Annotated in this window: 12 protein-coding genes, 3 tRNA genes, 3 rRNA genes and 1 pseudogene; 9 read left to right on the forward strand and 10 right to left on the reverse strand. The window is 54.8% G+C overall.

Annotation, left to right across the window (positions count from 1 at the left end; all coding sequences use genetic code 11):
* Nucleotides 1-226 precede the first annotated feature (226 nt).
* The 9 genes from ACZ1GU_RS03140 (at nucleotide 227) to ACZ1GU_RS03180 (ending at nucleotide 9,215) form a co-directional block, all read left to right on the forward strand.
* Nucleotides 227-1,712, forward strand: a 16S ribosomal RNA gene (locus ACZ1GU_RS03140).
* Nucleotides 1,713-1,888: 176 nt separating this feature from the next.
* Nucleotides 1,889-1,965, forward strand: a tRNA-Ile gene (locus tag ACZ1GU_RS03145).
* A 10-nt stretch (nucleotides 1,966-1,975) separates the two neighbouring features.
* Nucleotides 1,976-2,051: transfer RNA gene (locus ACZ1GU_RS03150), tRNA-Ala, on the forward strand.
* Nucleotides 2,052-2,321: 270 nt separating this feature from the next.
* Nucleotides 2,322-5,110, forward strand: a 23S ribosomal RNA gene (locus ACZ1GU_RS03155).
* A 131-nt stretch (nucleotides 5,111-5,241) separates the two neighbouring features.
* A 5S ribosomal RNA gene (gene rrf / locus ACZ1GU_RS03160) occupies nucleotides 5,242-5,357 on the forward strand.
* Together the 16S, 23S and 5S rRNA genes with 3 tRNA genes alongside form the textbook arrangement of a ribosomal RNA operon.
* Nucleotides 5,358-5,472: 115 nt before the next feature.
* A tRNA-Met gene (locus ACZ1GU_RS03165) sits at nucleotides 5,473-5,549 on the forward strand.
* 161 nt (nucleotides 5,550-5,710) lie between these two features.
* Nucleotides 5,711-7,012, forward strand: coding sequence for a FecR domain-containing protein (locus ACZ1GU_RS03170; protein ID WP_472646662.1), 1,302 nt, complete (start codon nucleotides 5,711-5,713; stop codon nucleotides 7,010-7,012).
* A 27-nt stretch (nucleotides 7,013-7,039) separates the two neighbouring features.
* Nucleotides 7,040-8,509 (forward strand): CHASE2 domain-containing protein, encoded by a 1,470-nt coding sequence (locus ACZ1GU_RS03175; protein ID WP_472646663.1) that lies wholly within the window; start codon nucleotides 7,040-7,042, stop codon nucleotides 8,507-8,509.
* Nucleotides 8,469-9,215, forward strand: coding sequence for a sensor histidine kinase (locus tag ACZ1GU_RS03180; protein ID WP_472646664.1), 747 nt, complete (start codon nucleotides 8,469-8,471; stop codon nucleotides 9,213-9,215). The genes ACZ1GU_RS03175 and ACZ1GU_RS03180 overlap by 41 nt, the downstream gene beginning before the upstream one ends.
* 18 nt (nucleotides 9,216-9,233) lie before the next feature.
* On the opposite strand, the gene ACZ1GU_RS03185 is transcribed toward ACZ1GU_RS03180, so the two are convergent.
* The 10 genes and pseudogenes from ACZ1GU_RS03185 to ACZ1GU_RS03230 form a co-directional block, all read right to left on the reverse strand.
* Entirely contained in the window at nucleotides 9,234-9,515 is a 282-nt protein-coding gene (locus ACZ1GU_RS03185) for a hypothetical protein (protein ID WP_472646665.1), read from the reverse strand.
* Nucleotides 9,516-9,774: 259 nt separating this feature from the next.
* A complete protein-coding gene (locus ACZ1GU_RS03190; protein WP_472646666.1) occupies nucleotides 9,775-10,476 on the reverse strand; it encodes a response regulator transcription factor in 702 nt (233 codons plus the stop codon).
* A gap of 161 nt (nucleotides 10,477-10,637) precedes the next feature.
* Nucleotides 10,638-12,506, reverse strand: a complete 1,869-nt coding sequence (locus ACZ1GU_RS03195) for a methyl-accepting chemotaxis protein (protein ID WP_472646667.1) — start codon at nucleotides 12,504-12,506, stop codon at nucleotides 10,638-10,640.
* 148 nt (nucleotides 12,507-12,654) lie between these two features.
* Complete coding sequence (locus tag ACZ1GU_RS03200) at nucleotides 12,655-14,118, reverse strand: methyl-accepting chemotaxis protein (protein WP_472646668.1); 1,464 nt, start codon at nucleotides 14,116-14,118, stop codon at nucleotides 12,655-12,657.
* Nucleotides 14,115-15,650: a putative bifunctional diguanylate cyclase/phosphodiesterase gene (locus ACZ1GU_RS03205; RefSeq protein ID WP_472646669.1), complete on the reverse strand. Its 1,536-nt coding sequence runs from the start codon at nucleotides 15,648-15,650 to the stop codon at nucleotides 14,115-14,117. The genes ACZ1GU_RS03200 and ACZ1GU_RS03205 overlap by 4 nt, the downstream gene beginning before the upstream one ends.
* A gap of 146 nt (nucleotides 15,651-15,796) precedes the next feature.
* Entirely contained in the window at nucleotides 15,797-16,651 is an 855-nt protein-coding gene (locus ACZ1GU_RS03210) for a CheR family methyltransferase (protein WP_472646670.1), read from the reverse strand.
* The gene (gene cheB, locus ACZ1GU_RS03215; protein WP_472648691.1) at nucleotides 16,642-17,697 is read right to left on the reverse strand and encodes a chemotaxis-specific protein-glutamate methyltransferase CheB; all 1,056 of its coding nucleotides are present in this window, start codon (nucleotides 17,695-17,697) and stop codon (nucleotides 16,642-16,644) included. The genes ACZ1GU_RS03210 and cheB overlap by 10 nt, the downstream gene beginning before the upstream one ends.
* A gap of 75 nt (nucleotides 17,698-17,772) precedes the next feature.
* Nucleotides 17,773-18,129, reverse strand: a pseudogene (locus ACZ1GU_RS03220) (response regulator); the annotation flags it as partial.
* Nucleotides 18,130-18,185: 56 nt separating this feature from the next.
* Entirely contained in the window at nucleotides 18,186-18,626 is a 441-nt protein-coding gene (locus ACZ1GU_RS03225) for a chemotaxis protein CheW (RefSeq protein WP_472646671.1), read from the reverse strand.
* Nucleotides 18,623-18,820 (reverse strand): hypothetical protein, encoded by a 198-nt coding sequence (locus ACZ1GU_RS03230; protein WP_472646672.1) that lies wholly within the window; start codon nucleotides 18,818-18,820, stop codon nucleotides 18,623-18,625. The genes ACZ1GU_RS03225 and ACZ1GU_RS03230 overlap by 4 nt, the downstream gene beginning before the upstream one ends.

The raw sequence follows: 18,820 nt of genomic DNA on the forward strand, positions 1-18,820 counted from the left end.
ATGATGAAGGGACATGTGGGCGACGGCGCCCGGTCCGAGGACCTCAAGGCCTCGGTAACCGGTTAACCTTAAGCCGATTGCCACATCCTTATCGCCTCCACAGGCGGTTTGTGATGATGCATGTTCATTCGTATCCATTACGTTTGACAGTGCAGGTATCGGCTCCTTGAAGCTCATGCCTAGCAGGTTGGCGGAGTTCGCTCCGTGCTTGCTTAGTATGTGACACAAACTTGAGAGTTTGATCCTGGCTCAGAACGAACGCTGGCGGCATGCCTAACACATGCAAGTCGAACGAACCCTTCGGGGTTAGTGGCGCACGGGTGCGTAACGCGTGGGAACCTGCCTTTAGGTTCGGAATAACTCAGAGAAATTTGAGCTAATACCGGATAATGTCTTCGGACCAAAGATTTATCGCCTTTAGATGGGCCCGCGTTAGATTAGATAGTTGGTGGGGTAACGGCCTACCAAGTCGACGATCTATAGCTGGTCTGAGAGGATGATCAGCCACACTGGGACTGAGACACGGCCCAGACTCCTACGGGAGGCAGCAGTGGGGAATATTGGACAATGGGCGAAAGCCTGATCCAGCAATGCCGCGTGAGTGATGAAGGCCTTAGGGTTGTAAAGCTCTTTTACTAGGGATGATAATGACAGTACCTAGAGAATAAGCTCCGGCTAACTCCGTGCCAGCAGCCGCGGTAATACGGAGGGAGCTAGCGTTGTTCGGAATTACTGGGCGTAAAGCGCGCGTAGGCGGCTTTTCAAGTCAGGGGTGAAATCCCGGAGCTCAACTCCGGAACTGCCCTTGAAACTGGATGGCTAGAATATTGGAGAGGTAAGTGGAATTCCGAGTGTAGAGGTGAAATTCGTAGATATTCGGAAGAACACCAGTGGCGAAGGCGACTTACTGGACAATTATTGACGCTGAGGTGCGAAAGCGTGGGGAGCAAACAGGATTAGATACCCTGGTAGTCCACGCCGTAAACGATGATAACTAGCTGTCCGGGCTCATAGAGCTTGGGTGGCGCAGCTAACGCATTAAGTTATCCGCCTGGGGAGTACGGTCGCAAGATTAAAACTCAAAGGAATTGACGGGGGCCTGCACAAGCGGTGGAGCATGTGGTTTAATTCGAAGCAACGCGCAGAACCTTACCAGCCTTTGACATCCTAGGACGGTTTCTGGAGACAGATTCCTTCCCTTCGGGGACCTAGTGACAGGTGCTGCATGGCTGTCGTCAGCTCGTGTCGTGAGATGTTGGGTTAAGTCCCGCAACGAGCGCAACCCTCATCCTTAGTTGCCATCATTTAGTTGGGCACTTTAAGGAAACTGCCGGTGATAAGCCGGAGGAAGGTGGGGATGACGTCAAGTCCTCATGGCCCTTACAGGCTGGGCTACACACGTGCTACAATGGCGGTGACAGTGAGCAGCTAACTCGCAAGAGCAAGCTAATCTCTAAAAACCGTCTCAGTTCGGATTGTTCTCTGCAACTCGAGAGCATGAAGGCGGAATCGCTAGTAATCGCGGATCAGCATGCCGCGGTGAATACGTTCCCAGGCCTTGTACACACCGCCCGTCACACCATGGGAGTTGGTTTCACCCGAAGATAGTGTGCTAACCTTTTAGGAGGCAGCTAGCCACGGTGGGATCAGCGACTGGGGTGAAGTCGTAACAAGGTAGCCGTAGGGGAACCTGCGGCTGGATCACCTCCTTTCTAAGGATTTTCACGAAAGCGCCGACGCTAGTCGTTGGAAGAGCTTCGTGATCTCCAAAGAACATTGCCGTCGTCCTCATGTCCTTTCATCAATCGGAAACAACGCTTCAGGGTGTTGTTATCCTGAGCCGGCTCACGCCCACTCGCGGCCTATTAGGCTGGCGAAGGACAGGTGTGGGCCTGTAGCTCAGTTGGTTAGAGCGCACCCCTGATAAGGGTGAGGTCAGAAGTTCAAATCTTCTCAGGCCCACCATTTACCTTAAGGGGCCTTAGCTCAGCTGGGAGAGCACCTGCTTTGCAAGCAGGGGGTCATCGGTTCGATCCCGATAGGCTCCACCAGGTATTTTATTCCGATTGTTTGAAAAGAAACGAGATCCCGCGCTTTAGCGGGTCAGGCGGATTTGCCGCCGATCATTTGACATTGTGAATGGGTTTTTAAATCGATGCCGTGGCGCATAGATTGTTTAGAAGGGTCTAGCCGACCCGTTTAAGCATTTAAGTCTATGCATCACAAATCAATCAAATTGATTATCTGGCTGAGATAATTCTCTACGCTATCGCGAAGATGGTGAGCTTTTATGCAGGCTTGTCGTTGATGGTGTAGATTCTCAAGCGTGAGGTAAGAGCATTTGGTGGATGCCTTGGCATGTACAGGCGAAGAAGGACGTGGCACGCTGCGATAAGCGTCGGGGAGTTGTGAGCAAACTTTGATCCGACGATTTCCGAATGGGGAAACCCACCTTCACCATTTCTTTCATTTTCTCTTCGGAGAGATTGAAAGAGGTGGATAAGGTATCACCTTAGTGAATATATAGCTTTGGTGAAGCAAACCCAGGGAACTGAAACATCTCAGTACCTGGAGGAAAAGACATCAACCGAGATTCCGTTAGTAGTGGCGAGCGAACGCGGACCAGGCCAGTGCCTTTTCATAAATTAGCAGAACTCTCTGGAAAGTGAGACCATAGTGGGTGACAGTCCCGTATGCGAAAGTGATTGAAAAGGACTTGAGTAGGGCGGAACACGTGAAATTCTGTCTGAACATGGGGGGACCACCCTCCAAGCCTAAATACTCGTACATGACCGATAGCGAACACAGTACCGTGAGGGAAAGGTGAAAAGCACCCCGATTAGGGGAGTGAAACAGTACCTGAAACCGGATGCTTACAAGCAGTTGGAGCCCCATAGGGGGTGACAGCGTACCTCTTGCATAATGGGTCAGTGACTTAATCTAGCATGCAAGCTTAAGCCGTTAGGTGTAGGCGAAGCGAAAGCGAGTCTGAATAGGGCGACTGAGTATGTTGGATTAGACCCGAACCCCGGCGATCTAGGCATGAGCAGGTTGAAGGTGCGGTAACACGCACTGGAGGACCGAACCGTTGCATGTTGAAAAATGCTCGGATGACTTGTGTTTAGGGGTGAAAGGCCAATCAAGCCGGGAAATAGCTGGTTCTCCGCGAAATCTATTGAGGTAGAGCGTCAGATTTTTGCCAATGGGGGTAGAGCACTGGATGGGCTAGGGCTGCGCGAGCGGTACCAAACCTAACCAAACTCCGAATACCATTGAGTCTAGTCTGGCAGACAGACGGCGGGTGCTAAGGTCCGTCGTCAAAAGGGAAACAGCCCTAACCTACAGCTAAGGTCCCCAAGTAATACCTAAGTGCGAAAGCATGTGGGAATCCCAAAACAACCAGGAGGTTGGCTTAGAAGCAGCCATCCTTTAAAGAAAGCGTAACAGCTCACTGGTCTAAATAAGGGTTCCTGCGGCGAAGATGTAACGGGACTAAAGGTATTCACCGAAGCTTAGGGTTGCAGTTTACTGCAGCGGTAGCGGAGCGTTCTGTAAGTTGATGAAGCGGAAGGGTAACCGACCGTGGAGATATCAGAAGTGCGAATGCTGACATGAGTAGCGATAAAGAGGGTGAGATGCCCTCTCGCCGAAAGACCAAGGGTTCCTGCTCAACGCTAATCGGAGCAGGGTTAGCCGGCCCCTAAGACGAGCCCGAAGGGGGTAGTCGATGGGAACCACGTAAATATTCGTGGGCCTGGTGGTGTGTGACGGTTTGTGGAAGTAGTTTGTCCTTATTGGATTGGGCAGGCTGCCAAGCAGATCCAGGAAATAGCCCCACCGTATAGACCGTACCCGAAACCGACACAGGTGGTCAGGTAGAGTATACCAAGGCGCTTGAGAGAAGTATCCTGAAGGAACTCGGCAAATTGCCTCCGTACCTTCGGAAGAAGGAGGCCCCGTTAGAAGGCAACTTTTAGCGGGGGGCACAGGCCAGGGGGTAGCGACTGTTTATCAAAAACACAGGACTCTGCTAAGTCGGCTTCAAGACGACGTATAGGGTCTGACGCCTGCCCGGTGCTTGAAGGTTAAGAGGAGGAGTGCAAGCTCCGAATTGAAGCCCAAGTAAACGGCGGCCGTAACTATAACGGTCCTAAGGTAGCGAAATTCCTTGTCGGGTAAGTTCCGACCTGCACGAATGGCGTAACGACTTCCCCACTGTCTCCAGGATATGCTCAGCGAAATTGAATTCTCCGTGAAGATGCGGAGTACCCGCGGTTAGACGGAAAGACCCCGTGCACCTTTACTGCAGCTTTAGAGTGGCATTAGGAAAGAACTGTGTAGAATAGGTGGGAGGCTTTGAAACTTGGGCGCCAGTCCGAGTGGAGCCAACCTGTGAAATACCACCCTGTTGTTTTCTGATGTCTAACCTAGGTCCGTTATCCGGACCAGGGACCCTCTATGGCGGGTAGTTTGACTGGGGCGGTCGCCTCCTAAAGAGTAACGGAGGCGCGCGATGGTATGCTCAGGCCGGTTGGAAACCGGCTGCGAGAGTGCAATGGCATAAGCATGCCTGACTGCGAGACCGACAGGTCGAGCAGAGACGAAAGTCGGTCATAGTGATCCGGTGGTCCCTCGTGGAAGGGCCATCGCTCAACGGATAAAAGGTACGCCGGGGATAACAGGCTGATACTGCCCAAGAGCTCATATCGACGGCAGTGTTTGGCACCTCGATGTCGGCTCATCACATCCTGGGGCTGGAGCAGGTCCCAAGGGTTTGGCTGTTCGCCAATTAAAGTGGTACGTGAGCTGGGTTCAGAACGTCGCGAGACAGTTTGGTCCCTATCTGCCGTGGGCGTCGATACTTGAAAGGAGTTGCCCCTAGTACGAGAGGACCGGGGTGAACATACCTCTGGTGTACCAGTCATGCCGCCAGGCGTGCCGCTGGGTAGCTATGTATGGACGGGATAACCGCTGAAAGCATCTAAGCGGGAAGCCTCCCTTGAGATTAGGTATCATCGAACCGTCATAGACCATGACGTTGATAGGCCGGGTGTGGAAGCGCAGTAATGTGTGTAGCTAACCGGTCCTAATAGTTCTGTTCGCGCTTGTAGAATCTGCACTGTCAACGAGAAGCCTGTTTGGCTCAGCGTTGATTGGCAAGAGAATTCCTCAAGCCAGATACGCCCTTACAACCCTCAAAAGGTTCATCGATTTAAACCCCTCTTTGCGCAGGCTTCATTGCTTGGTGGTCATAGCGTCTGTGACCCACCCGATCCCATCTCGAACTCGGTACGTGAAACCGGATAGCGCCGATGGTACTGTGTCTTAAGGCACGGAAGAGTAGGTCGCCGCCAGGCATTGCAGCTTGCGCAAATAGCGGGAAAAACCCATTCACTAGTCAAAGGGCTGGCCTTTTTAGGTTGGCCCTTTTGGCGTCTCTGGGCCAGATAGCTGAGACGCAATTAACGGTGCCGCGGGATGGAGCAGTCCGGTAGCTCGTCAGGCTCATAACCTGAAGGTCGTTGGTTCAAATCCAACTCCCGCAACCACCGTCTTCGAGCATCTATTGGAACACAGGTTGGCCTCGATGCATATTGGGGATTGCCGCGCAGCCCATTGCGCTAGCCATTGTAAAAATTCATTGCAAATCACGTGTCTTGATTTTTTGCGGGCGTTTCCCGTGCTATCATCATCGCACTAGGGGATTGCCATGAGAATTGCCGCTTTCAAATTGCTCGTATTGTCCTGGATTGCTGCTTTCGCTCTGCCATTGAGCGCCGCTCCAGAAGGCGAAATAACATATGAAGTGAAGCGCAACGACACGCTTATTGGTCTCACCAATCGCTATTTCGTGAACCGAGCGGCGCTTCGACAAGTGCAAACCCGCAACAAAATCACCAATCCTCGCCGTATGCCGATTGGACAGCGGCTCAAAATTCCGCGCCGACTGCTAAAATATCGCGACGTTGACCTGCTCTTACAGAGCTTCAAAGGTTCAGTCTCTATCCGGCAAGGTCAGCGCAATGTCGCGCCAAGGGTTGGTTTGGCTCTGCGGGAGGGTGCCGAAGTGACCACTCTGGCCAACAGCTTCGTTTCAATTGCTGGGGATGGAAATTCCCGGCTTTCGATCCCGTCGAATTCGCGGATACGGCTCGTGGATGCACGGAGTTATCTCATCAATAATCAGATCGATGTTCAGATACGCGTGCTGAAAGGCCGCGGTGAAGTTATTGCACCCAAGATCCGCGGTGATGGCCGCTTTCGCGTCGGAACACCCATGGCGGTAACCGCAGTTCGGGGCACTGAGTTCCGCGTCGGATTTGAGCCTGACACAGATGTCAGCCTGTCTGAAGTAATCGAAGGGCAGGTTTCTGTCGCCGCTGGCGGTTCGGAAACAAATCCCGCAGCTGGTTTCGGCGTGGCATCAGCTGGCGAGATGCTTGGAGAGCAGGAAAAGCTGCTCCCTGCTCCGGAACTTCTGGACGCAGGGCGCATCCAGACCGAAGAGACTGTCAATTTTGCGATTAAGCCCGTTGAAAGTGCATCTGGCTATCGGACTACGGTGGCGCGCGATGCGGGGTTCATCGAGGTTGTGACAGAGCAGGCCACGCCAGTACCTCTTGTTGTGTTCGACGAGCTCGAGGATGCGCGGTATTTCGTTCGTTCAAGACCGATTGCGGCAAGCGGCTTGGAAGGCTTTTCGCGCACTTACACTTTCCGCCGCAAGCGCGCGGGCGCTGAAGCAGGCGCAGAACCGGCTCCGTTTGCGGATGCGTTCAAGTTTGCCTGGAGAGCCCAGGGTTCGGGTAATGCAGTGTATGCCTTCCAGCTATGGAATGCTGCCAAGCCCGGCGAAATGCTGGTCGACGAAGTCGCGATCACTGATTCTGCGATAATCCTCTCCAATCTTGAACCGGGACAATATCGTTGGCGTGTAGCCAGCTTCGAAGTGGATGAAGGTGATGTCATCAAGGTTTGGACAGCAGCTCAGGAGCTTTCCGTAACCGAATAAGTCTGGGTGGGCTAAGACGGAATATCAATGAAGAGTTTCCGCCTCTTTGGTGAATGGATCACCCTGCTCGGTGTGACGATTCTACTCGTCTTCATCGCTTGGCAGCGGGACTGGGTTGAAAGGGTCGATTTCAGCCTCCTCGATCTTGTGTCGCAACAGCGCCTTTCAGAGCCTTCTCAAGATATTGTTTTGGTCGAGATTGATGATCGTGCTCTTTCGGCAGTTGGCAATTGGCCTTGGGATCGCGCCCGCCATGCAGAGCTGGTCCGGCAATTGTCGACCTACGATCCGCAGACAATCGTGATCGATATTCTGTTCGTCGATCCCGGTGATCCGGAAAGCGACGGGGCGCTTGCAGAAGCGGTCACGGAAGCGGGAAATGTGGTGCTGGCGCATACATTCGCCGCGCAAGCTGGCGGCGTCGATGATCTTGCACCGGTGTTGCCGATCCCAGAGCTTGCTCAAACTGCCGAGGATGTCGGACATGTCGCAGTTCGTCCTGACAGTGATGGGATTGTCCGTCGCTTTGCGCTCAAGCTTAATGTTGGAGGCGAGAGCTACCGGCACATGTCGCGTGTTGCTTTTGATCTTGCGAAACCAGACGCGGCGCAAGATGCAAGACCGTCTGGAGAACCCATCATCGCGATGCATGGGCCGGGGGCGTTCCGCTCCATTTCCGCCGTCGACCTGTTGTCGGCGCAGGTTCCGCGAGAATTTCTAGAAGGCAAAATTGTCTTGATAGGTGCCACGGCCCAAGGCTTGGGGGACCGCTACGCCGTACCCAACCACGCTGGCAGGATCATGACCGGCGTCGAGATCCAGGCCAACGTCATCAGTGCCTTGTTGCAGGACCGCACTATTCGTGAAGGTAGCCCAACATGGACGGGTGCATTGATGTTTGGCACAATCATTCTGCTGTTTATTGGGTTTTGGCAGTTGCCCCCGCAATGGGGTCTTCGCGTCTCATTGGTCCTAATCGCTGCCTTGATCCTAATCTCTGGTCTACTGATCATAAACGGCACTTGGTTGCCAGTTTTTCCAGCAATCTTGGGTATTCTCCTCGCCTATCCGCTTTGGGGTTGGAGACGATTGAGCGCGGTGAGCAGCTTTCTCGAAACTGAAGCGCGCGAACTGATGGCGCGCCCAGGCTCGCATGTTCCGCAAAACCAGTCAGGCTTTGATATGGTCGCCCAGCAGGTTTCTTTGGTGCGGGGGCTGATCGGGGCTACGCGCGAAAGACTGGCCTTCTTGCGCCGAACTTTGTCCGCCTCTCCCGACCCAATGATGGTGTTCGATGAACAAGGCAAAGCGGTGCTTATGAATGAGCGGGCGGAGAGCCTGTTTGGCACGGAGTCGGCGTGGACCGGGCTCGCGTTGTCCGAGATACTCGCGCAGAGCAAAGCCACCAGAGATGCCACAAAGCAGGAACTCCAGACGGTTGACGAGCCGCGTGTTTTTGGTCGCATCTTCCAGCGTAGAATTGGAAGAGCAAGGTAAGATCGTCACTTTGCGGGACATATCCTATATGCGCGAAGCCGAAGCGCAGCGGCGGGAAATGCTCGAATTTCTTTCGCACGATATGCGTTCTCCTCAGGCGGCGATCGTAGGTCTTGTCGGCCTCCCAACGAATAGTATGCCGATCGACGAACGTCTTGAACGGATCGAGGCTCAGGCGCGCCGAACGCTTAAGCTGACCGACGATTTCGTGCAGATTGCCCGGCTTGAGTATGAGGGCATCCAGCCCGAAGAAACCGATCTTTCTGCGCTGCTCTACGAAGCCCTCGACAGGGCTTATCCATTGGCGCAGCGCAAGGCGATATCGCTTGCGGCTGACATTCCTACTGATCCTCTTTTTTGCTTGGTTGACCCGTATTCGTTCTCACGCGCAATCGACAATCTGGTTGGCAATGCACTGAAATTCTCGACCGGTGGTAAGAGCATCACTCTGGGCCTGTCGCGCGATGAGCATAGCGGCATCGTCGTCACAGTTTCTGATGAAGGCCCAGGCCTTCCCCCTGAGCGTGTCGAAAATACGTTTGCCCGGTTTGGTGCACGCGAAACCGCTGCTGGCCCAAGTGCCGGCCTAGGCCTCGCCTATGTCAAAAAGGTGGTCGATGAGCATAATGGAACGATTGCGGTTCGCACCGAGGACAATATCGGCACCACTTTTGCGATCACATTGCCGGCGGAACGCGCCTGTTAATCGGCCAGCCGCTGCTATTTAGTCGGTGAGAATATTGTCCGTCAGAATTGCGGCCAAGTCCGTGAACGGCAGTTCGTCGCCCTCGCAAACCGTAGCTTGAGCGCTGCTGCGCTTCGCCAGTTTTCCGGAAGACCGATCAAACACGGCCAATCCGGCCTGCACGCGAACCGGAGTGCAGAGATCAAGCCACCGGGATTTCCGGGGTTCGCTGACAGGGCGAGGTTCGCGGTCCGATTTACCGGCTTCGCTAACATAGACGCCGACTTGAGCATCGCCGCTTGAGACTGAAAATTCGCCCACTGTTTCTGCATCTTTTGAAACAGCAATTCCTCGTCCGTTCAGAGCGTCCGTCAATGCTGCGTGCATAGCAAGGCGCTGGCTTTGTTCGGCTTCAGGCAACAGCAAGTGGATTGAACCGAGAATCGGTTTTGCACCGTCGCTCGTCTTGATTTCGGGTGTAGATCTGACGGCGCAGCCCGAAACGAGCGCCGGGAGGAGCAAAATGGATAAAAATGACCGTCCACCTGCGCTTAGATTGCAGGGGCGAACTCTCCCACCTTTAGCCGTCGCTTTGCTCATCGTTATAGGCATCCATTCGGTAGCCGAAGCCAAACACGGTGCTGATGACAAACCCATTGGCTGGGTTCAGCTTCAGCTTTGACCGCAGACGTGAAATATGCACGTCAACTGTGCGTGTCTCAAGTCCTGCGTTGCCGCCCCATACCTTCGAGAGCAAATAACCTCGAGACAGTGGCCGATCAAAATTCTTGAAGAGCAGGTCAATGAGGTCAAATTCCATCGAGGTAACCGCAACTGGTTCGTCATCTATTTCAATGGTCTTGGCTTTCCGATTGAGGTTATATTTCCCGTATGTGGCCTCAGTCTCTGGCTTGGCTGTGTCTGCTCGTCGACCGGCTGCTTCCACGCGCGCACGAATAACCTCATCAGATTCGGGCTTGGTGATGTAATCGACCGCCCCAGCTTCAAGCCCGTGCACGATGTCTTCCTTCGCGCCCCGGCTCGTGATCACGATAAAGGGTGGGGGCACATCAAGATTTTCCTGAGCCCAGCTGACGACCTCGGGGCCGGTCTTGCCCGGCATATTCCAGTCGAGCAAAACCACGTCATATGTCTCGCGTTGCAATGCCCTTTGCAGGTCCGTGCCAGTTCCAAACGTCTCGACCTCGTGCCCGGCAGTGAGGATCACAGCTTCGACTTGCTCAAGCAGTTCCTTTTCATCATCGGCAATGGCAACGCGCATAGGATCATTCTCCCGCCAATCAGTCGACGCAAACAGCACGCCCGCTTAGAGGCTTAGTGCAGGCTGAAATCGGCCGCAAGATACGGTCGGGGAGGGTGCCCGCCAAGGCGCGCGCTGTAAATTCTTATTGAACGCAGGCCCCGTGAAATTGCCCGATGATATTACGCGGCGCGGACTTCTTTGAGGAAGGCGTCGACCTGTTCGCTGAGCGTCCTTGCCTGCTCTTCCAAATCTGTCGCGCTTGTCAGCACCTGGCTCGCGGCGGCGCCTGTCGACAGGGATAGCTCGCGCACGTCTTCGATGTGACCAGAAACTTGTTCAGTGCCGCGCGCAGCCAGATCAATGCTGCGGGCGAGGTCTTGGCCTGCAACCGACTGCTGGTCTACCGCACTAGCGATCGAAATCGCTGTCGTCTCCAACTGGCGCACTTGCCCGGCGATCGAGCGCAGGGCGGAAACGCTGGCGCCCGTAGTGTCCTGCATCGCGCTGATTTGTCCTGCAATTTCTTCGGTTGCGCGCGAGGTTTGCATAGCGAGCTCTTTGACTTCGCTCGCCACAACAGCGAATCCGCGACCTGCTTCACCGCCGCGTGCCGCTTCGATCGACGCATTGAGCGCGAGCAAGTTGGTACGTTGAGCGATTGACTGAATGAGTTCGACAATCTGGCCCACTTCCTGCGCAGATGCTGACAGTTCCGAAATTGTGGTGTCTGCCTCTTCGGTCGCGCTGGTCGCAAGGCGTGCGAGCTCACTGGAAGATGCTGCCTGCCTGCTTATTTCGCCGATCGAAAGGGCGAACTCGTCACTCGCCGCAGCGGTACCGCGGTAGCCCCAGAATTCGCCTCTTGCATGTTCTGTGTGACTTCGAGCGTCTTCTCGCTCGATTGTTCGGCACGTCGAAGCCATTTTTGTGGCCGTAGCTTGCAACTGGCTCGATGCGGCAGCGACGCCGCTCACGACATCGCCAATTGTGTTTTCGAACTGGCGCGCAACGCTGGCAAGCAGATCCGCCCTGCGCTGCTCAGCTTCCTTCCGCTCGCGCTCGCGTTCTTCCTGGTGACGAGCCTGCTCGTCAGCTCGTCTTGCACGTTCCTGCGCCCAACTTTCCATTTTCCGGTTGGCCCGTTTGAACAGTTCGAGCGCATTGGCCATGTCACCAATCTCGTCTTTGCGTTCATGACCTGTGACTTCGAAATCCTGCCGCCCGCTGGCAAGCATGTTCATGCCATTTGTGATCTCGCTGATCTTTCCAGAGAAATGGCGCGAGAGATAACGTAGCCCGGAAACAAGGATGATTGAAGCGAGCAGGGCCAGCGCTGAAACTATGGCGATCATCGCAAAGAAGTAATTCACCCCGCTGCGGTGCAGCTCATCGGCATGATTCGACAAATCAATCGCAAATTGGCGCGAGTTTTCGAACACCGCTTCTCCCTCGCTTTCCAACTGAGCGGCGAGTTCGGCGATGCGTTCGGTTCGTCCGGCTCCAGCCTGTATGGAACTAAGAGCCTCAAAGGTGCTATTGTACTCTTCAAGATCGGTGGTGATCTGCGCCAAGCGCCCCGTCATTTCTGGGACCCGATTTGACAGCATCTGGTTGACCAGAGCGACTTGAGCCTTGGTAGCTTCAAAACTGTCGCGTTGGCGTTCCAGCACGCTGGTTTCAGCGCCAAGAAAGTATTTGACCGAGTTGTAGCGCAGCTCGCCAGCCATTCCGCGCAACTCGGTTGATGCAATTACCGCATCTTTGACTTGGTCAGTTGCCGTGTTTCGCGACCACAATTCGGCCATGCCAATCGCTAGCACCAAGACCATCGCAAATCCTGTGGCGAAAAATGTGCCAGTAATGAAATGGACTTTGCCGGCGAGACGCAAATCCCGGAACCAGGAAATGCGATCAAACAGATTCGTCGAGTTGCTGCTCGATGTCGCTTCAGTCAGCGCAAAATCATTCGAGAGTTCTTCGCGCATCTCACGCGCAAAATCGGGCAGCGCGAGTTCTTCACGTTCTTCATGCCCAGACATCATGTTCATTCGTGCATTTCCCGTCACTAAGGTGCGGATTATTTCCTGAACGAAAATGCTTTACAAATTATTGCTCGACCTTCCTCAGCCCGGTGGTTTTGGGGCGGGCTTTGGCCATCTGTTCTGTGTCTTAGCGACTATGGAGATTGGAAGTGCGCTAATTCGGCCTAATTTGAGCGAGGAAATCGTCCACCTGCAAACGCAGCGTGCTGGCTTGGCCTTGGAGTGTGTCCGCGCTCTGCAGCACTTGTGCCGCCGCTGAGCCAGTAGACAGTGACAGTTCGCGTACATCCTCAATATGGCCAGCCACATTGTGCGTACCGGCTGCTGCCATCTCCACGCTGCGTGCGAGATCTTGTCCGGCAACCGATTGCTGGTCGACCGCGCTCGCGATGGAGATTGCTGTCGTCTCCAGCTGGCGGACTTCACTTGCGATTGAGCGAAGAGCGCCGACGCTTGCATTAGTCGAGTCTTGCATCGCAAGGATTTGTTCGGAGATCTGCTCTGTTGCGCGGCTGGTTTGCATCGCCAACTCTTTGACTTCACTGGCCACAACAGCAAATCCGCGACCAGCTTCGCCGCCTCGCGCTGCTTCGATCGACGCGTTCAGCGCGAGCAGGTTCGTTCGACGAGCGATATTATGAATAAGATCAACAATTTCGCCGACTTGGATCGCTGATTGCGAGAGAGCAGACACTGTCGCATCGGCCTCGCTCACGGAATTGGTGGCCTTGCGCGCGAGCTCAGCCGAAGAGGTCGCCTGACGGCTTATTTCATCAATTGAAAGAGCAAATTCATCGCTGGCAGCGGCTGCCGCGCTAGCGCCTGTGTTGGCTTCTTCCATCGACTTTGCGACGTCGTCAGTTCGGGCGCTGGCTGTGGTAGCGGTTTTGGCCATTGCAGTGGCTGTAGACTGAAGCTGACTTGATGCAGCTGCCACGCCATTCACCACGTCACCAACGGTCTGCTCAAACTGGGTGGCCAGGTTCTGGAGCAATTGATCGCGTTCAAGGCTCGCCTCTTCTCGTTCCAATTCCTGTTGAGCCTTTGCGGCTAGCTCGGAATGGGCGTGATCTGCACGCTCGCGGTGCAGTTCGACCGCTTCAATGGCAGCAAGCCGAAGCTGTTCAATTTCGACGCTCATCTCGCCGTATTCATCAATGCGGTTTTGGTGCGGCACCACGATGTCGTGCTCACCCGATGAGATCCGCTTCATGCAATCGATAATCTGGCGCGAAGTGCGAATAATGTCGTTCCTGATTGCTTGGAACAAGATCAGCATGAAAGCGAAGCTAACGCCGACTGTGGCAACCATTGCAATACGGAGAACTTCAACCTCTGCCGCGGCTTCCGCCATCCGGTCCTGCTCGCCGCTTGAGATCGCATCAGAAATATGACCCAAGCCAACAAAAGCGAAGACCGCCGAGATGAGCACGATCAGCGCAGGCACTCCTACTGTGAGGAGCACTTTTTGACTCGTGGAGCGCCTACGGAACCAACGGGTCAACGGCCCGACCGAGGTGTCATACCGATAGGCGGCCTCGTTTGGTTCGATAACAGACCTGTTCGGCAGATCGCCGGCTTTATCTTCAGGCACCAATTCGGACTGCATCATATTCATTGGATTGCGCCCCCCGCGCGTTGTTTCCTAGTCTCGTCGGCACCCTCATTCCCAACGAGCAATTCGTCGATCTCTCCGGCTGGCAAAGCCTTGTAGTAGAGCCAGCCCTGGATCTGGTCGCATCCCGCCGTCCGGACCAAATCAGCCTGTTCTTGCGTTTCCACGCCCTCTGCGGTCACTGCCATTTTCAATGCCCGGGCGACGGTAATGCTCGATAACATCATCGCACGGCTGCCTTCGTCTTCACCCGCTTGAACGACCAGACTGCGGTCAAGTTTGAGCTTTTCAAAGCGAAATTGGCGAAGGAAACCGATGGAAGCATAGCCCGTTCCAAAGTCGTCGAGCGCCACATTCACACCAAAGCCCCGGATCACGTCCAACGTTCGCTCGGCAACGACCGGATCAAGTACCAGACAGGTTTCCGTGATTTCCAATTCGAGTTGTTCGGGAGGGAAGTCGGTTTCTTCCAAGATCTGGCCGAGCTGAATGGGAAATTCAGGATTGCGCAATTGCGCTGCCGAGATGTTTACGGACAGCTTGATATCGGGCCAGTTCGTCGCATCGCTAACAGCCTGGCGCAGCACCCAAAGACCAATCGCATTGATCAGCCCGCTTTCTTCAGCAACTGGAATGAAGATGTTTGGGCCAATATTCTTGCCATCAGGGCGGTTCCAGCGCAGCAAGGATTCGACCGCAACGATATGACCGTCATCGGCATCTACAAGTGGCTGATAAGCTAACGCGAATTCCTTGTTTGCAAGCGCAACGCGTAGCTCGTCTTCCAGTTGACGAACCGCCTCCCGGCTGCGGTCAAAAGCGTCGCTAAACCAGGTGCAGCGCATTTTGCCAGCACGCTTTGACATGGCCATTGCAACATCACTGCGCCGCATGAGTTCGGATGAATCCAACCTTTCCTCGGCGGACGTTTGAGACAAACCAATGCTTGCACCAATCGCAATTCGGCGTTCTTCCAGAGCGAGAGGCTTGGAGAGCTTTTCGAGGGCTCCTCGGCACATTCCCTCAAGGATCGTCCCAGCAACCGGCCCCGACATCATGATCGCAAATTCATCGCTACCAAGCCGGTAGCAGCGGGCCTCTTGCTGGCAATTCTCCTGAAGAATTTCCGCGCACTTCTGGATAAGTACGTCGCCGATCGAGTGACCGAAATGATCATTCACCTGCTTAAAACCGTCGAGATCCACAAGCGCGACGGCAACTTCACTCGGCAGGTCTTGAGCGGCTTTGATGTCTGTATGCAGCGTTTTTCGATTGGGCAGACCGGTCAGGCTGTCGACCTTATTGATCGATGCCAGTTCGCGGGCTTGGGAAAGGCCCAGTTTTCCGAGGAAGAAGATGGTCGCGGCGTAAACCAGCAAACCGGAAATCAGCAGAGCAGCCGGCGACCTGAATGCAATTGTGTCGCTGGCCAAAACGATAAGCGAAATTGCGCCGAAAATTGCGGATAAAACCACTAACGGGACCACCAGCAAGGTGGTCGGTGTGACCTTTATCCCCATTGTCTTTTGCGACACTTGCGTTCCCCGATCTGCGCTTTTGATGCGCATGCATTCAAGGATGCGGAGCTAAAGAAAAATGGCTAAGGAAGCGTAAACCTTAACAGCTTTGCTTATGTCGAATTCACCTATGGCCCGAGGGCACCCGCGTTGGTTGAGCACTATTAGCCGTTGGCTGCAATCGGCATCGGGCGCCGGGCATCACGTGCCGGGGCGTAGATACTTGGGCGCTCTGAAATAGGCGCGAAGGCGTCAGTTTGGCCGACGACGGTTTCACCCGCGCCGAGCATCAGATACCCATCCGGGGCGAGCGCGCCACGCAACCGCTCAAATGCGCTCGCGCGAGTGACTGGATCAAAATACAACAAAACATTGCGGCAAAGCACGAGATCGAATTTCTGGCGCGTAGGTGGTTCGCTCAAAACGTTGTGCTGCTGAAACCTCGTATATGCCCTGACATCATCGTGGATTTGCCAGCCGTCCTTCGTCTCATCAAAATGGCGCAGCATCTCGACAACACCTAGACCCCGCTGAACTTCAAATTGCGAATAGCGACCTTCGCGCGCGGAGTTGATCGCGCCATGCGAGATGTCGGTACCCAGAATGTCGATTGTCCAGCCTTCCCACCGGGCTATTTGATCAGCAAAGATCATCGCGATGGAATGCACTTCCTGTCCTGTGGAACAGCCAGCGCTCCAAATCGACAGGCGCTTGGTCTGAGAGCGCTTTTCTGCAAGCTCCGGCAAAATCTCATTCGGAATTTGATCGAAAGTGGGCTTGTCGCGATAGAAATAGGTCTCGTTGTTGAGCAGAGCCTCGACGACGTCTTGCGCCAGCTTGGATTGCCCCGGATTGGCGAGCAAGCAGACAAGCTGATCGACATTGCTGATGCCGTGCTCGCGGAAAACACCGGATAACGCTGTGCCAACGCGCCAGCGACGGCTTTCCGTCAATTGTTGTCCGGTTCGTGCAGCCAGCAGATCGGCGATAATGTTGTGGGATGCGTCGCTTACTTCCACGTCGCCGCACCGGTCTTTGCAAGGCCAGCTTGGCTTAGAATTGCCTCGCGCAGTTCGTCAGGCGCAGCAACAAGGCTCGCGAGCCCGGCCTTTGCGACGGCGCCGGGCATTCCCCATACGGCGCTCGTTTCTGCGTCCTGCGCGAAAATGCTTCCGCCAGCGGCAGCCAGTTCGCCGGCCCCTTCCGATCCGTCGCGTCCCATGCCGGATAGGATGACGGCGAGAACGCGGCCATCGCATTCACGGGCGAGGCTTGAAAGCATCGGATCAACCGAAGGCATGCAGCCGCTGCTAGCTGGAGTGTTTGAACATTGCGTGAAAAGCTGGTCGCCGCGGCGTTTGACGATCATATGACCATGGCCTGCGGCGATTGTGACTTCGCCTCGCCGGATCTCTGTTCCTTCATCCGCGATACGGGTGGCGCGACCACAGGCCATCTCAATCTGACGGGCAAATACCGGGATGAACGATGCCGGCAGGTGCTGTGTGATAAGGATCGGCAAATCGAATTCTGCCGGCAAATCACGGAGCAATTGATTGAGCGCGTGAATGCCCCCAGTCGATGCACCTATCGCCAGCACTTCAGGGCGTTTTCCGGTGGGTGGCACCGGGAGTTTCACAGCCGAAGCCCTGGCGCGCGCTTCGCTTGCGTCGGTGCCGGCCTTGTCAATTCCTCCCAAAGCACGGATCTTGGCCAGCAATTGGTCGCGATACTCGTCATTGAAACCGCCTGGGCGCGGCTTCAGCATCGTATCAGCAGCACCCATCGACAAGGCTGCCATCGTATGCTCGGCGCCGTCCTGGGTTAGCGATGAAACGACCAGAACTTGCACATTTTCAAGGGTCTCAAGTATTTTCGGTAGCGCATCGAGCCCACCCATACCCGGCATTTCCAAGTCAAGCAGGATGACATCAGCCGGCGCGGAATCGAGCTGCGAAATCGCTCGTTCTGCACTGCTGGCTGTGCCTGCGATCGCCATGTCGGGATCGCTTTCGACCATACGCTTGAAGACAGTCCGCACCGTAAGCGAATCGTCGACAATCATCACCTTTACAGCGGCATCGTTCTTGCTCGCTTCAGGTCTTGGCCGGGAAATTGGAAGGGGTGCGGTCACGCAGAATCCAACCAGCTGGAGTTTGATCTGAAGAGTTTCATGATCAAATGGCTTCATGACATACTCGTCGGCGCCAGCCTGGATCGCCTCACGTATGTGGGCCACGTCATTTTCGGTGGTGCAGAACACGACTTTTGGCGCGTCTCCGCCTGGCCGCTTACGCAACTGAGTTATAAATTCGATGCCGGTCATAACTGGCATATTCCAGTCGAGTAAGACGACATCTGGCATCTGCTCGTCGCACCGATCCAGACCCATCTGTCCATTTTCGGCTTCGTCTACGTTGAAGCCAAGCGTTTCGAGTATATGTCTCGAAACCTTGCGGATAACCCGCGAATCATCGACAATTAGACACGTTTTCATTGGGACCCCTGCTTTTTTATTTGCATGCGGGCTTACCCCCACCGGTAAGCAATTGCTTAAGCTGCCTCTCCGAGCGTTTCTGGACCGGCGATCAATTTGGGCAGGTCAATAAGGAGAGCTGGTCCCATTGCTGTTTCCACCATCCCGGTTGCGATACGGGTCCATTCCGGCCCAAATCCGCCACTGACCTTTTGCGCTTCGGATTGCGCCGTGGTGATGTCGTCTACGAGATCGACAATGAGCGCATAAGAGTGGTTTTCGACCTTAACGACAGCGCCGCGATGGTCGGTTTTGAACGGGGCTGGATCGATGCCCATCGCCAACCGGCAATCAATCACCGTGAGCGATTGGCTCCGCATTGCAGTGATCCCAGCGATAAAATCAGGCGTGCGAGGCACAGGAGTCAAATTTCCCAATTCGATAATTGAGGACACGTCATGCGCGTTCAAGACGCAGCGCCGACCCGCAATCTCTACGGTCACCATCAATTCGTTCATCGAGTGCCTCCTGCACGGGCGCGGCGCAGGGCTTCGATGACCCCTGCGCGATCATAACGATAAATCGATCCGTCATTGTCACTGGCTTCGGGCTGGCTGCGCAGGCGAATGCATTCACCTTGAACGGTAACCAGGGCGTCCTCGCCGTCATCCAGGACAATAGCTATGTCGCTTCCGGCATTGCTATCGCTCAC

It is taken from the genome of Erythrobacter sp. HA7-11, assembly GCF_055693605.1.